Genomic DNA, 13,670 nt, shown 5'->3' on the forward strand with positions numbered 1-13,670 from the left:
GCGCCGGATGCGGCCACGGCGCAGAACAGGCCAAGCTCCGCCGACCAGCAGACCGCAACCCAGCCATTGTCGGCCGAACTGGCTCGGGCGGTCCAGGTGATCCCGTCCGGCGAGGTCATCACCCGGTTGCCGGTGCCGGTAGTGGCCACGGCGCAGAACAGGCCAAGCTCCGCCGACCAGCAGACCCCGTACCAGGAATTGTCCGCCGCGCTGGTCCGGGCGGTCCAGGGCGCGGAGGCCACATAGGTCGACAGCAGCCGGTTCGCGCGGGCCTGCCGCACCGACAGGAGACTCCGCACGAGGCCGGAACTCCTGGCCGTCAGCAGGGCGCGCCCGATCGCGGTCGTGCCGGCGATCTCCGTCGCGCCCGGCGCCGCCAGCGCCTTGCCGGAGGCGCGCTGGTAGTCCAGGCAACGCCAGTTCCCCGCCCCGTCCGAGGCGAAGATGGCCGTATCCCCGGCCACGGTCACGATATCGGCGGCGCCCGGCAGGATCAGCGACGTCGCGTTGTGCCGGAGCGTCAGGGCGTCGGCCAAGCGCAGGAGACGCTCCTTGTTCGCGCCGTTTCCGAACGATGTAATCGTCGTCGTGCCCGTGACGGCGATCCGGCGCGTCGGCTGCGCGCCGAGATCGACGGTCGCGGCTGAGGCGAGGTTCGCCTCGGCCGAGAGGAAATCGAGCGATCCCGAGGCCGGGTCCGCCGAGAGCGCCTCGTGCCAGCTCGCTCCGTCCGGGCTCACCTTGGCGACGAGCCGATCGTCCCCGATCAGCCCGAGCTCGAGCCGCCCGGAATAATTCGTCTGGAAGAGAAGAGAGAGGACATTCGCCGCGCTTTCCTTGTTCAGCGTGCAGCGCAGATCGCCGGTGCCCCCCTCCCCCGTCCCGCGCGCCGTCCAGAGCGCCTTGTTGAGCTTGGCCGCGAAGGGATTGGCTGCATCCGCCGCAGTGCCGATGCCGAGTCGGGCGAGGTTCTGGATCGCGACCAGCGCATCCGTGAGAGGCGCCCAGCCGCCGCTCAGGAAGACGTAGAACAGCGCCTCGTCCACCACATAGACGATGAACCCGATCCGGGGTGGGATGGCGAGCCAGGCACCGTCCTGCCACAGCAGGAGAAGGTCCTCCTGGTCTGTCCAGTCCCCGGTGGCGGCGGGGCCGACGATATAGCGCGTACCCTCCGCCGGATCGGCCGGGGGCGCCGGCAGGTCCTTGTCCAGGACCGCGCACTGAACCAGGGCATCCAGCGCGAAGAGGGCTTCGTTGTGCGTGACGTGTTTCTGCGCCTGGGCGGCCGCGAGCAGCGGCAGCCCGAGATGGGGCGTCGTCGACATGGTTCGCGATCCTGGTCAGAGAATGGGCACGATGAGGTCGGCAGCCCGGCCGCGGCCCACGACACGGCTGAGCTGATAGATTCGCAGGGCGAGCGAGGATTGCGGCGCACCGAAATCGGCCATCTCGCTCGCGGCCTCGTACAGGAGCGCCGGCTCGCCCGTCGCGAGCATGCGCACGATATCGGCGCCGGACAGGATCTCGACCTCGTAAGCCTCGATCTCCTCGCCCAACGGCACGTCGGCCATTCCCCACCCGTCGCCGTCGATCCGGGTGCGCCGGACCCAGCTCAGCGCGATGCCGGCCGCGCTCCGGCGCGCCCGGACCCGGACGGGGGCGAGCGGCGCCAGCGCATAGGGCGAGACCGTCCCCTCGACGACGACATAGGCCGGATCCGCGGGGTCGCGGGCGGCGGGGCCGACCCGATAGACCCAGCTTTGCCCGATCTCGTCGCGCGCGCTCGTGAGGGGAGCGGGGGCGCCGTCGAGGCGCACGACCGTCATGCCTTCCGCCAGGCTGCGCGCGGCGAGGTGCTCGGTTCCGCCGAGGCCCCGCAGGAAGGTCGCGAGGCGGAAGCGGCGCTCGCCGACAAGCTCGGCATCGCGCGCGCTCACGATCTCGGCCGCGCCGTCCGGGCCGAGGACGGCCAGGAGGTTGCCCCCCGCGAGCGCCGCCTCGTCGTCGATCGACGACAGGCCCGCAGCCGACAGCTCGACTTCGAGCACATTGCGCCTGTCCCAGCGCCAGACGGGGCCCGGACCGAACGGCGACCATGTGCGGCCGATGACGGCCGGCGCCTCCACGATGCGATGGAGGGTGGCCGGGCCGTCCGGGGGCGCCCGGTAGACCGCCACCCTCCCCGGCCAGGGATCGGCCGCGACGGCGATATGCTGCAAGATCTCGGGCATGGCGCCTGTCGCCGGCAGGTCGAGCAGGATCGCCATCGGCGGCCCCACGGCGAGAGGCGGAGGCCGCCGCTTCCCGCCCTCCGGAGCGACAACGCCGCCCCCGGCGGCCACCGGCTCGACGGCCCGCGCCTCCACGCGGCGTACCCTCCCCTCCACGATGCGCTCGATCCTGTAGAGCCGCGCCTCCTCGCCGAGGGCGACGACATCGCCCGGCTCGAGGGCGAGCATGCGCGGGCCGAGCGCGAAGCTCGCCGCCTCCCGCCCGGCCCAGATCGCCTGGAGCCTCGCATCGGCGAGGCGCTGCGCCTCGCCGCGTGAGACGACGAGCGCGGCCTCGATCGCCATTTCCCGCCGGCTCGTGCCGACGAGGCGGCGCGAGCCAACGACGGCGCGGCCATATTCCGTGTCCCCGTCGGTGAAGCCGATCTCGACCGCGGCCGGAAGGTCGGTCTCCTGCGCCCGCGTGAGGGACAGGACGGAGGTCCGGCCGCCTTCGTCCACCAGGTCGGACATCGCGACCGGCGCGGCGGGGCCGCCGCCCGGCCGGCGCCAGACGATCCCCTGCGGCCCCGTCGCCGCGCCGAGTCCGTAGAGCGTCGCCAGAGGCTCGAGGATGTCGCGCGCCGACATGGGCCGGTCGACCACATAGCCGTCGATGAAGCCGTCGAGCCCGGCCGCCCCCGTGCCGGCGACGCCCTCGTCGGAGAGGATCGCGCCCAGGACGCCGTCGAGCGGGGCACCTTCGAGGCGCCCGTTCAGCCAGTGGCCGGCGCGCCAGGCCGGACCGTCCGCCCAGACGTCGTCGAAATCCGGGAAGGCGGGATAGGGCCGCGCATCCCAGCACCAGACCGAGACGCGCGCGGGATCGACCATGCGGCCCGCATAGGAAGTCGCGAGCGGGTTCATCTCCGGCTCGTGGCCCGGCAAGGCGGGGTCGAAGCGCGACAGGATCGCCTCGAGCGCGCGGGCCTGGATCAGGTCGTCCCGCGCGCCACTGGAGAATGGCGGCACGCCGCCCTCGGAGGATTTGGGATCGGGAAAGACATTCGGCGCATTGGCACCCTTGTCGACGGCGGGAATCCCGGTCTCGGTCAGCCAGATCGGCTTGCTTCCCGGCTCCCAGGCGGTCGGCCCGGTCTCGACCCCGTCGACCCGCTCGACATGGGGATTCGACCACCAGCCGGCGAGATCCTTCGCCCGGAACATCCAGGGCTTGCCATAGGCCCCGTCCGTGATCGGGGTGCGGGTCTGGCTCTCGCGGGCCGTCTCGTCCGCATAATACCAGTCGAAGGCTTCGCCGGCCCCGAGCCGCCCGCGCAGATAGGCGAGATCGGTCCCCGATGCGGCGAGGGCGGTGTCGAGATGGGCCGCCCCGTCGCGCCAGTCGGAGAGGGGCGGATAATAGTCGATCCCGACGGCGTCGATCGCCGGATCGGCGAAGAGCGGATCGAGCGGGAAGCGCACCTCCGCGCCCCCCGCGAGCACATGGGCGCCGTATTCGGTCCAGTCGGCGGCATAGACGAGCTTCGTCGCGGGACCGAGCTTGCCGCGCAGATCGGCAGCCAGCGCCCTGAGAGCCCCGACCGCCGGGTAGATGCCCGGAGCGGAGCGGATGCGCGTCAGCCCGATCAGCTCGGACCCGACAACGAAGGCATCGATGCCGCCCGCCGCGATCGCCAGGGTCGCGTAATGGAGGGCGAGGCGGCGGAAGCTCCATTCGGTCGGGCCCGCATATTGGACCATACCCGCGTAAACGTAGAAATGCTCCGGCGCCGCGTTGCCGAAGAAGGCCGCCACCTGCGTGGCCGCCTCGCCTGTCCCGTCCACCGTATCCGGGCGGGAGGGAGCGGGATCGCAAGTGACGCGGCCCCGCCACGGATAGGCCGGCTGGCCCTCGCCGCCGCTCCACGGATCGGACAGGATATTGCCGGCCGGAATGTCCATCATCACGAAGGGATAGAGCGTGACCGCGAGGCCCCGCGCCTTCAATTCGCGGATGAGGCGAATGAGCCCGTCATCGGAGGGCGTGCCGCCATAGGCCGCCGCGCCCTCGGCGCGCGACACCTCCGCCGCGGCGAACCGCCCCAGCCCGGCGACCGCCCATTGCGCGCCGCTCGTCTCCTTGGCGCGCAGGTCGACGCGGGGCTCGATCCGGCACTGGCCAGCCCTGAGGTCGGTCCCGAACCAGCTCGCAACGACCGAGACATGCGCGAGGTTCGGGCACAGCGCCTGGAGCGCGTCGAGCGAGGCGAGAACGTCGCTCGTGCGGATGAACTGATGCACGTTCTCGGGAACGGACTTGCCGAGCCCGAGGGTCCGCGCGACGGGCTGCGGATCGTAGCCGAATTCGGTCGCCCCCGGGATGAGGCAGACGGAACGGATCGCCGGCCCGAGCGAGCCCACGGGCCGCACCACCTCGAAGGAGAATTGCGGCACGCGATTGCCCCAGGGGGCGAGCGGAAGCCGCTCCATCACCACATAGGCGAGGCCGCGATAGGCGGGCGCGTTGCCCGCGCCCTCCTTGGCGAGGATGAGCGGGTCGGGCTCCTGCGTCTCGCCGCCCTCGTGGAGCCGCATCGTGAAGGTGGTGAGATCGACCTCGCGGCCGTCGGCCCAGACCCGCCGCACATAGGCGACCGGCCCCTCGCAGAGGCCGATCGCGAGATTGGCGTAATAGGAATAGGTGGTCGAGACGGTGGTCTGCGTCGTCGTCGAGCGGCGCATGCTCTTGCCGCCGCTGCGCCCACTGCTGCGCTCGACCCCGATCGTCGTCGTCACCACCTCCTCGAACCGCGTCGCCCAGATGAGCTGGCCGCCGAGCCGCGCGCGTCCGTAGAGACGAGGAATGGGGGCGCCTTCCTGCGACGCGAGCCCCTGCATCTCGGTGACGCGCGGGCCGGCGGTGAAGCGGATGCGATCCGCCCCGGAGGAGCCGCCGAAGAGGCCGGACACAGCGCTTCCGAGCAGGGAAGCGGCCGAGCTGACCACTCCGCCGACGACCTTGTCGGCCGCCTGGAGGACGAGCGTGCTCATGGAATCGTCTCCGGGAATCGGAAGGCACCCGCGAGATGGCGCTTCCACCAGGGCGTGAAGGCGACCTCCGCCACCGCCGCCCCGTCATGGGCATGGATCATCGAGGCGGGGCCCGACAGGATCGCGCAATGTTTCGCGGGCAGATGCCCGCGCCAGCGGAACAGAACCACGTCGCCGCCCCCGGCGGCTCCGGCGGGAACCGGCCGGAAATGGCGTTCCGCCGCGGCGAGCAGGCTCTCGCCCCCTCCCGCCTCGGCCCAGTCCGGCCGATAGGGAACAAGCTCCTCGGGCTCGGCCCCGACCAGCTCGCGCCAGACGCCCCGGACGAGGCCGAGGCAGTCGCAGCCGACGCCCTTCAGCGACGCCTGGTGATGATAGGGAGTGCCGATCCAGCCGCGCGCCGCCGCGACGATCGCCGAGGGAGGGATGCGCCCGCTCATCGGAACAGGCTGCCGCCATCGAAGCCGGCATCTCCGGCGGCTGCGACCGTGAGCACGAAATCATTTCCGGGCATATGCGGAAATCCACGGAACCGCACCGAATTGGCGAAGCGGTCGCGGCAAGTCGCGAAACGCTTGTCGCAGCCGGCGCTCACCTGGAACGTGTCGCCGGGCGCGATCGGGCGGGCCGCCCGCTGCCAGAGGTCGAGGGTCGCGAGCGAAGCGCCCGCCGCATGGGCCTTCACCTCGACGCCGAGGCCCGCATTGGCCCCGGTGAGCCAGACGAGGCGCCCGGCCGTGAACCAGCCGGAGGCATAGCCTCCGAGCCCAGAGGTCGTGAGGCCGAGGGCGCCGTCCGTGGCCTCGACCGCCGCGCTCGCGCGGAAGGCGGCGTCGTCGAGATCGATGCCGCAGCGCCCGTCCCCCAGATCGGCCGAGCAGGTGGCGCGGAAGCGCAGGCCCCGCTCCTCGTCGAGCCGGTGCATCGGCCCGCGCAATTCGGCGACGAAAGCCCCGTCCTCGCGCCTGATCTCGCCGATGGAGGACGTCTCCCGCAGGACATGCTGGGAGGGATCGGCCCAGTTGACGAGCAGCGCTTCCACGGTCGCATCGTCGTAGAGCCCGGCGGCGATGTCCTCCTCGGAGATCGCCTCGGAGGTCAGCGCCCCCGCCACCTCGCCGCCGCCCACGGCGAAGCCGAGTTCCGCCGTCGTCTCGTGGGCTTCGAGGCCGCTCGCGGCCTTGAAGACATCGCCCTCGACGACGAGATCGCGGTCGTGGTCGGTGAAGCCGAGCACCCGGCCGTCCCGGCGCGTCAGGCGCCAGCAGCGGCACAGGGTGGTCGCGCCCTCGTCGAGATGGAGGGCGAGGGCGGCCGGGATCTGGTGCATCAGGGCAGGATCTCGATGAGGGGACAGGAGGGCACCTCGCCCGCCTCGAAGGCGGCGAGGTCGATCTCGAGGCTGTCGGTGTCGAAGCGGACCGGGACGTGGAAGAGAAAGCCCGCCGTGACGGCCGCGCCGGTGGGCGGAGGCGTCGCGAAGGTGACGAGGCCGCTCGCCTCATCCACCGTGACGCCGGCCACGACCTCGCTCCCGGCGACCGCGAGGCGCACGCTGCCCGCGACCGGCTTTGCGATGGCGCGGGAATAGGGATTGGCCGCGCCATAGGTCTTGCGCAGGGTGAAGGAGACGCGGCTTCCGTCGCCCGTCCCGAGGAGCTGGTCGGTCGGGCCGGGCTGCCCGGAGGGCGCGCAGGAACGGTCGTCGGTGCGGTCGCGGAAGCGGAAGCCGATCAGGCGCCCCCGCCGCTCCTCGAAGAAGGAAAGCACCGCATGGAGCGCATCCAGCGTGCGGATGCCGAGGCCCGCCTCGTAGCGGCGCCGCGAATCCGCCCAGCGCGCGTTCCGCTGCTCGCGCCCCGAGGCCAGGGTAACGATCTCGGTGAGCCGGCTCGGGCCACCTCGCGCGCCGCGCGCGATGTCGGTCGGGAAGAGAACCTCGTGGAAATCGGACGGCATGGGCTCACCTCAGAGCGCGCGGCGGCCGCGGGCAACGGCGCGCGCGAGCGCGGCGGAGACCTGCGCCTCGGAAGACTTGAAGCTCGCGAGATCGCTCGCCTGAATCGTCACGCTGACATTCGTCGCGCCGCCTCCGCCGGCGACGCCGAGGCGTCCGTCCGGGCCGCGCGCCAGCGGCATGATGGCCTCCGCGCCCCGCTCCCCCATCAGGCCGAGCCCGCCGCGCAGCGGGAAATAGGTGGGAGCGGAGACGACGCCGCCTTCCGCGAAGGGCCGGACGACGCCGCCCTTCGCGAAAGGCACGAGGCCGCCGAAGCTCATCATCCCGAGGGTTGAGAACAGGGACTGGGCCGCGCCCTGCATCAGGCTCGTGAGGCCTGAGGAGAGGGAGGAGCCGAGGCTCTTCCCGAGGCTCGACTGGAGCGAGGCGCCGACGCGGTCGAGGATGCCCGACAATTCGCGCCCCGAGGAGCTGCCCGACGAGAGCGCGTCCTGAAGGGTCGAGCCGAAGCGCTGGGCCAGCCTGTCGAGGGTCTCGAGCTGGCGCGCCTGGCGATCGAAATCCCGGGAGATGTCCTCGTTCGCCATCACGGATCCTCACTTGTCGGGAAAGCGGGCCATGAGCGCCCGCAGTTCGGAACGGCGCATCGGGGAGCCTCCTCCTCCGAGCGCGGCGGCGACCTCCCGCGGGGTCGCGCGCCAGACATCCTCCGGCCGCCACCGCAGCCGGCCGAGCAGAAGGGCCAGCACCTCGTCCCACGGAAACGGGGACGGAGAGGCCGCCTCGCTCAGGCCGGCTGCGGCATCCGAGGGTCCAGGGGACCGGCCCGGTCCGGCGTATCGGCTCGCTCCCCCGCCGGCCCTCCGAAGGTCGCCTCCAGAAGCTCGCCCACGGCGCGCGCGATCTCGGGCAGCGCGCCGGCGAGCGGCAGCGCCCGGACATCGTCGTCGCTGAAGGGGTGGCCGCCTCCCCGCAGGCCCGCCCCGAGGAGGCGGACCAGGTCGTCGGCGGCGAGGCGCCCCGTCGCGAGGCGCGCCGCGAGGGCCGACAGGTCGCCGGCCCCGAAGGCGTGTTCCAGCTCGGCGAGGCTGCCGAGCGTCAGGCAGAGGCGGTAGCTCCGCCCCGCGATCGTCGCGGCGACCTCGCCCCGGCGGTGATTCACCATGGCGCGGCCCTCACGCGGCGGTGAAGGCGAGCGCGCCCGCCGATTCGAGCGCCATGTCGAAGGTGACCTCGCCCGCATGGTCGCCGCGATAATCGATCGCGGTGATCTGGAACGGTCCCTGGAGAGTGCCGAAATCGGGCACCACGATCTGCACGTCGTCGATGGTGCCGTCGAAGAACATCGTGCGCAGGCGCGCATCGGAAGCCGCGTCCCGGAACACGCCGGAGCCGCTGATCGCCGCGCGCCTGACGCCCGCCCCGGCCAGCAATTCGCGCCAGCGGCCGGCCGAATCGGCATTGGTCACATCGACCGTCTCGGCATTCAGCGCGAGCTGGCGCGTGCGCAATCCCGCAACCGTCGTGAAGCCGCCGGCACCGTCGGCGAGCTTGACGAGCAGATCCTTTCCCTTCTGGGCAGCCATGGTTTCATCCTGTCCTGTTCGTTTCGATCAGCCCGTCAGGGCAGCACCTCGGTCACGGCCCGCAGATGCAAGGTGACGCGCGTCGCCGCGCTCTCCTCGTCGAGCGCCGCCTCCAGCTTCGTCACGGCGAGCGAGACGAGCCGGTGCCCGGCCGGTGCCAAGGCGGCATCGTCGAGCAGGGCGCAGAGGCGGTCCGCCGCGGCGAGGGCGCTCGCGGCAGAGCCGCGCTTCGCCCAGACGTCGAGCGCAATGTCCTGCTCGTGGCCGCGCTCCGTCGAGCTGGAAGCGTCGCGAAGCTCGGTCGTGCCGAAGGTGGCGTAGACCGGCGGATTGCCGCGCGGCGTCTCGTCGTGGATCGCCGGATCCATGAGGCTCGCAAGCGCAGCATCGGGAGCGCAGGCACCGCGGATCGCGGCCCGGAGCGCCAGGACGGGAGACGTCATGCAGAGATCTCCTCGACGAGGCAGACGAGGCTGTCGCGCCGCCCGTCCGGATCCTCGGCGCTCCTGATCCGGAAGCGGCGGGAGCCCAGCAGGAAGCGCTGTTCGGGCACCACGCCCTCGCGGAAAGGCAGCGTGACACGATGGGTGGCGATCGTGTCGGTTCGCCCCGCGCGGATGCGCTCCATCGTGGTCAGAAGCTCGATCGAGCCCCAGAGGCGAGGCCCGGGCTGCCATGTCCGCAGGATGCCGCCGAAGCCGTCCGGCGTCTCGACCGGCAATTCGAGGGTGAAGCGGCGTCCGCGCGCGCCGATGGCGGGGCGGGTGCTCATGCGAGCCTCGGGCGGGCGAAGGGCGCGACGAGCGCCGCCACATCGGCCGGCAGGCCAGCCCCGCCTGGGCGGGGCTCGTCGCCGCGATGCTCGAACCAATGCGCGACGAGGCGGGACATGGCGAGGATCAGAGGCTGCGGGACCGAGGCCGGATCGCCGCCGAAGCCGCAGGCGACATCGATCTCGATCCGCCCGGACCGCCCCGTCGGAGCGGGCGCAGATTCGTCGACGACGAGGCGATCGACATCGCCCTCCGAATCCAGCCGGTAGAGGCCGGGCGGGACGATCGTCGGGCTATCGCCCTCCCCGGCAATGCGCACCTCGTCGATCCCGAGGATCGGATGCAGGGGCAGGCGGACGGTGCGGCCCGCGGGCCAGGCGGCCAGGGTCAGCCGCCAGCTCTGCGAGATCAGAAGAAGCCGCGCATGGCGCTCGACCGTGACCCGCGCGGCCATGACCAGGGCCTCGACGAGGTCATCCTCGTCCTCGCCGTCGAGGCGCAGATAGGACTTCATCTGCGCGAGCGGGATCGGCTCGACGGCGGGGCCGGCGAGGGCTATCGGATTCATGCGATGTCTCCCGAAACGATCGATGTCCTGCGGCGCGGCGGGCGATGGGCCGTCCTGGCCCTCGCGCTCGCCCCGGCGGCGGCCGGGGCCGTCATCGGCGGCGCCGAGGGCGAGCGCGCCACGGCCCGGTCGAGCGTGATGGTCCTCAGCTCGCGCGGCGGCGTCTGCACCGCCGTCCTCGTCGCGCCCGACATCCTGCTCACGGCGGCCCATTGCGCCGCGGGGGCCTCCGAATACCGCATCCACTACAAGGACGCCGCCGGCACCCCGGTGCTGATCGCACCCGCCGCGGTGAAGCTGCATCCCGGCTTCTCGCCGGGGGCGGAAAAGACCCGGCGCAAATCGGTCGACCTCGCCCTGGTGCGGGCGCCCGCCCCCCTGCCCGGAACCTTCGCCCCGGCCACCCTTTCCTCTGGCGGGGCCGGCGCGGGCGCGCAGGTCACGGTGTCCGGCTACGGCGTCGCCCGCGAGGGAGACGGCCGTTCGAGCGGCACCTTCCGCTCGGCCGCCCTCTCGGTCGTGGAACCCTACGGTCCCGGCAAGATCCTGCTCTGGGCTTCCGACCGGCACGGCCGGGCCGGCGCCTGCCAGGGCGATTCGGGCGGGCCGGTCACCGAAGCTTCCGGCGCCGTTCTCGCCATCACGAGCTGGGCGAGCGGCCCGGCGGGCCGGGCCTGCGGCGCGCTGACCCAGGCGGTCCTGGTCGGGCCGCAACGGGCCTGGATCGACGCGATCCTGTCGCAATGGGGCCGCAGCGCCCTGTGGAACTGAGGACCGCGCTAGCCTTGGCGGACGGAAACTGGCACATCACGGCGGTCATGCTCGGATTGCGTGCCTTCCTGACCGTCGCCGCCCTCGCCTGTGCCGCGGCCCTCTCCCCCGCGGGCGCCATCGCCCAGGGCAAGGTGGTCCGCGATCCGGACGGCATCCGCCGCTCCGTGGTGCAGATCGAAAGCTCGCGCGGCGAGCTGTGCTCGGGCGCCGTGATCGCGCCGGACCTCGTCCTGACGGCCGCCCATTGCGTGCTCCAGCGCGCCAATTACCGCGTGGTCATCGTGGACCGCTCCTTCCGGCGCTATGCCGTGCGGGCGGTCGCCGCGGCCATGCATCCCGATTTCGTCGCCGGCACCACGCCCCGCAACCAGCCGGGGGTCGATCTCGCCATCATCAAGCTCGAAGGCTCGCTCGGCGGCGACTTCCTGCCCCTCGACCCGCGCGACGCGACGGCGGTCGCGCCCGGCGACTCCGTGATTCTCGCCGGATTCGGCCTCACGGCGGAGAACCGGCGCGGATCGGCGCGGGTCCTGCGGCAGACCCGCCTCGTGACTCTCGGCACGCTGAAGGTCGCCAACCAGGTTCTGGTCATGGCCGACGAGCACCGGCTCGCGGTCACCGCGGGCGCGGGCGCCTGCCGGGGCGATTCGGGCGGACCGGTCGTGCGCGGCGGCCCGGGCCAGTACCAGCTCCTCGGCATCGTGAGCTGGTCCAGCGGGGCCCGCCAGTCGCGCGTCGCGACGGCCTGCGGCGGGCTGACCGCCGTCACGCCTGTCGTCGATCACGAGGACTGGATCAGCTCCCGCTCGCGGGAGCTGCGCGTCTTCGCCGCCGAGCGCGGCTACGGCAGCCCGCCGCCGCGCACGATCTACGACTGGTTCGCCTGGTAGGAGGCGGAACGGTCAGGCGGCGAATTTCAGCAGCTTGATCGCGTCGTAGTCCTGCACGCCCCCGCCCACGCGCTTCGTCGTGTAGAACAGGACATAGGGCTTGGCGGAATACGGATCGCGCAGGACCCGGATGCCGGCCCGGTCCACCACCAGATAGCCGCGCCGGAAATCGCCGAAAGCCACGGAGTAGCTGTTCGCGGCGATGTCGGGCATGTCCTCCGCCTCGACCAGGGGGAAGGACATCAAGGTCGAGGGCTGGCCGGCGACGGCCGGCGGCTGCCAGAGATAGGCGCCGCTCTCGTCCTTGAGCTTGCGGACGGCGCTCTGGGTGCGCCGGTTCATCACGAAGGTGGCGTTCTGCCTGTAGCCTGCCTTCAGCGCATAGACGAGGTCGAGCAGGCAATCGGCGGGATCGGAGGCCGCGAAGGCGCCGGCCGCCCCGGTCGAGACGAAGCCGAGCTTGCCCCATTCCCAGGCGCTTTCCGCCACCTTGTCGGCGGCGATGAAGCCCTTCGGCTTGCCGCTCCCGTCGCCGTTGACGAAGGCGGCGCCCTCCTGCGCGGCGAAGGCCGTCTCGACCTCGTCGGCGAGCCAGGCATCGAGATCGACCACGGCGTCGTCGAGCAGCGTCTGCGTCGCGGCCGGCATGGCGTAGAGTTCCATGGCCGGGAAGGACAGCTCGGCGAGGCTCGGGCCGTCCGTCTGCGGACGCGCCGTGCTCTCCGCGACCCAGCCGGTGGCCGGCCCGGCCTTGGAGAAGGCCCGCTTGTACTGCCCCGCGGAGATGACGCGTACCGAGGCGATCGAGCGGATGGGCGAGACGGCGGCGAGACGGCGCAGCACCTCCGCCTCGATCGCCTGCGGCACGAGATAGCCGCCATCCGGGCCGGACCCGGCCGACAGCGCCTTGCCTTCCAGGGTCTTGAGCCCGGCCGCCTCGCCGGCCCGCACATAGAGGTCGAAGGCGGCCTTGTGCTCCGTGCGGGCGGGAGCCTCCCGCTCCGGGCCGGCGCCGCCGAGAACGGGGCGTCGGCTTTCGAGCTGGACGCGCTCCAGGCGCCGCTGGGCGTCGTCGAGCGCGCGGTCGAGGCGAGCGAGCTTCTCCTCGGTCACGGGATCGGCGGCGAGCCGCGTCTCGATCTGGCCGAGACGTTCGTCATTGGCCTGCCGGAAGGCGTCGAAGGTGCGCGCGAAATCGTCGAAGGCCAACGCCACATCCTGATGATGGGCGGAGCCGCTCTTGATCTCCGGGGCGGCGGCGGGGGCGATCATGTCGGTGGTCATCTGATCCTCATGGTGGAGGCCGCCGGGGCGGCCGGGGGAGACAGCCGGCGCGCGGCCCGGCGGATGGCGAGGGCGAGAGGCGTTCCGCCGTCGCGGGGTTGCGCCTCGACGCGGGCGCCGGGCAGCATCGGGAAGGTGACGATGGAGATTTCCCAGAGATCGAGCCGCAGGAGGCGCCGCAGCGGCGGCGAGCGCTCGCGACGCGCCTCGACGACGCGAAAGCCGATCGAGAGGCCGTCGACGGCGCCGCCGCGCAGGAGCGAGGCCGCCTCCCTCGCCCTCGCCACGCCCGGATCGAGGCGTCCGCGCACGCGCAGGCCGAGACGGTCCTCGGCGACCGACAGCCAGCGTCCGATCGGCTCGGCCGGATCGTGCTGCCACAGCATGCGGATGCCCGCGGCGCCCCGCTGCGCGAGGCTCGCGGCGAAGGCGCCCCGCATGACGACGTCGCGGCCGAGATCGGGAATGCCGAACAGGCTGGCATAGCCCTCGAACTCGTAGTCCCCATCCAGGATGAGGCCCGGATCATCGAGCAGCTTGGTCTCGCAGCGAGACCAGCGGCGGGCGC

The 13,670-nt window shown here is 72.3% G+C and carries 16 protein-coding genes; 2 read left to right on the top strand and 14 right to left on the bottom strand.

Annotation, left to right across the window (positions count from 1 at the left end; all coding sequences use genetic code 11):
* The 12 genes from PKD06_RS10445 to PKD06_RS10500 all read right to left on the bottom strand — a co-directional run.
* Nucleotides 1-1,328, bottom strand: a 1,328-nt coding sequence (locus PKD06_RS10445) for a DUF2793 domain-containing protein (RefSeq protein WP_324380113.1), incomplete at its 3' end; no start/stop codon positions are given.
* Between the two features lie 15 nt (nt 1,329-1,343).
* Nucleotides 1,344-5,267 carry a glycoside hydrolase/phage tail family protein gene (locus tag PKD06_RS10450; RefSeq protein ID WP_324380114.1) on the bottom strand — a complete coding sequence of 1,308 codons (3,924 nt, stop codon included), beginning with the start codon at nt 5,265-5,267 and terminating at the stop codon, nt 1,344-1,346.
* The gene (locus PKD06_RS10455; protein ID WP_324380115.1) at nt 5,264-5,707 is read right to left on the bottom strand and encodes an NlpC/P60 family protein; all 444 of its coding nucleotides are present in this window, start codon (nt 5,705-5,707) and stop codon (nt 5,264-5,266) included. The genes PKD06_RS10450 and PKD06_RS10455 overlap by 4 nt, the downstream gene beginning before the upstream one ends.
* Nucleotides 5,704-6,597 carry a DUF2163 domain-containing protein gene (locus PKD06_RS10460; protein ID WP_324380116.1) on the bottom strand — a complete coding sequence of 298 codons (894 nt, stop codon included), beginning with the start codon at nt 6,595-6,597 and terminating at the stop codon, nt 5,704-5,706. The genes PKD06_RS10455 and PKD06_RS10460 overlap by 4 nt, the downstream gene beginning before the upstream one ends.
* The gene (locus PKD06_RS10465) at nt 6,597-7,226 is read right to left on the bottom strand and encodes a DUF2460 domain-containing protein (RefSeq protein ID WP_324380117.1); all 630 of its coding nucleotides are present in this window, start codon (nt 7,224-7,226) and stop codon (nt 6,597-6,599) included. The genes PKD06_RS10460 and PKD06_RS10465 overlap by 1 nt, the downstream gene beginning before the upstream one ends.
* A 9-nt stretch (nt 7,227-7,235) precedes the next feature.
* Nucleotides 7,236-7,814: a phage tail tape measure protein gene (locus tag PKD06_RS10470; protein ID WP_324380118.1), complete on the bottom strand. Its 579-nt coding sequence runs from the start codon at nt 7,812-7,814 to the stop codon at nt 7,236-7,238.
* Between the two features lie 9 nt (nt 7,815-7,823).
* Nucleotides 7,824-8,018 carry a rcc01693 family protein gene (locus PKD06_RS10475; RefSeq protein ID WP_324380143.1) on the bottom strand — a complete coding sequence of 65 codons (195 nt, stop codon included), beginning with the start codon at nt 8,016-8,018 and terminating at the stop codon, nt 7,824-7,826.
* Nucleotides 8,015-8,392 (bottom strand): gene transfer agent family protein, encoded by a 378-nt coding sequence (locus PKD06_RS10480; RefSeq protein ID WP_324380119.1) that lies wholly within the window; start codon nt 8,390-8,392, stop codon nt 8,015-8,017. Before PKD06_RS10480 ends, PKD06_RS10475 begins: the two co-directional genes overlap by 4 nt.
* 10 nt (nt 8,393-8,402) lie before the next feature.
* The gene (locus tag PKD06_RS10485) at nt 8,403-8,813 is read right to left on the bottom strand and encodes a phage major tail protein, TP901-1 family (RefSeq protein ID WP_324380120.1); all 411 of its coding nucleotides are present in this window, start codon (nt 8,811-8,813) and stop codon (nt 8,403-8,405) included.
* A 35-nt stretch (nt 8,814-8,848) separates the two neighbouring features.
* A complete protein-coding gene (locus PKD06_RS10490) occupies nt 8,849-9,256 on the bottom strand; it encodes a DUF3168 domain-containing protein (protein WP_324380121.1) in 408 nt (135 codons plus the stop codon).
* The gene (locus tag PKD06_RS10495) at nt 9,253-9,585 is read right to left on the bottom strand and encodes a phage head closure protein (RefSeq protein ID WP_324380122.1); all 333 of its coding nucleotides are present in this window, start codon (nt 9,583-9,585) and stop codon (nt 9,253-9,255) included. Before PKD06_RS10495 ends, PKD06_RS10490 begins: the two co-directional genes overlap by 4 nt.
* A complete protein-coding gene (locus PKD06_RS10500) occupies nt 9,582-10,154 on the bottom strand; it encodes a hypothetical protein (protein WP_324380123.1) in 573 nt (190 codons plus the stop codon). Before PKD06_RS10500 ends, PKD06_RS10495 begins: the two co-directional genes overlap by 4 nt.
* A gap of 3 nt (nt 10,155-10,157) precedes the next feature.
* On the opposite strand from PKD06_RS10500, the gene PKD06_RS10505 reads away from it, so the two are divergent.
* Nucleotides 10,158-10,925 carry a trypsin-like serine protease gene (locus PKD06_RS10505; RefSeq protein ID WP_324380124.1) on the top strand — a complete coding sequence of 256 codons (768 nt, stop codon included), beginning with the start codon at nt 10,158-10,160 and terminating at the stop codon, nt 10,923-10,925.
* Nucleotides 10,926-10,972: 47 nt separating this feature from the next.
* Nucleotides 10,973-11,818, top strand: a complete 846-nt coding sequence (locus tag PKD06_RS10510) for a S1 family peptidase (RefSeq protein WP_324380144.1) — start codon at nt 10,973-10,975, stop codon at nt 11,816-11,818.
* Between the two features lie 12 nt (nt 11,819-11,830).
* On the opposite strand, the gene PKD06_RS10515 is transcribed toward PKD06_RS10510, so the two are convergent.
* Together PKD06_RS10515 and PKD06_RS10520 are read right to left on the bottom strand one after the other, a co-directional pair.
* Complete coding sequence (locus PKD06_RS10515) at nt 11,831-13,102, bottom strand: phage major capsid protein (RefSeq protein ID WP_324380125.1); 1,272 nt, start codon at nt 13,100-13,102, stop codon at nt 11,831-11,833.
* Nucleotides 13,099-13,614: an HK97 family phage prohead protease gene (locus PKD06_RS10520; RefSeq protein ID WP_324380145.1), complete on the bottom strand. Its 516-nt coding sequence runs from the start codon at nt 13,612-13,614 to the stop codon at nt 13,099-13,101. The genes PKD06_RS10515 and PKD06_RS10520 overlap by 4 nt, the downstream gene beginning before the upstream one ends.
* Nucleotides 13,615-13,670 lie beyond the last annotated feature (56 nt).

Source organism: Enterovirga sp. (genome assembly GCF_035325185.1).
Classification (GTDB): Bacteria; Pseudomonadota; Alphaproteobacteria; order Rhizobiales; family Beijerinckiaceae; genus Enterovirga.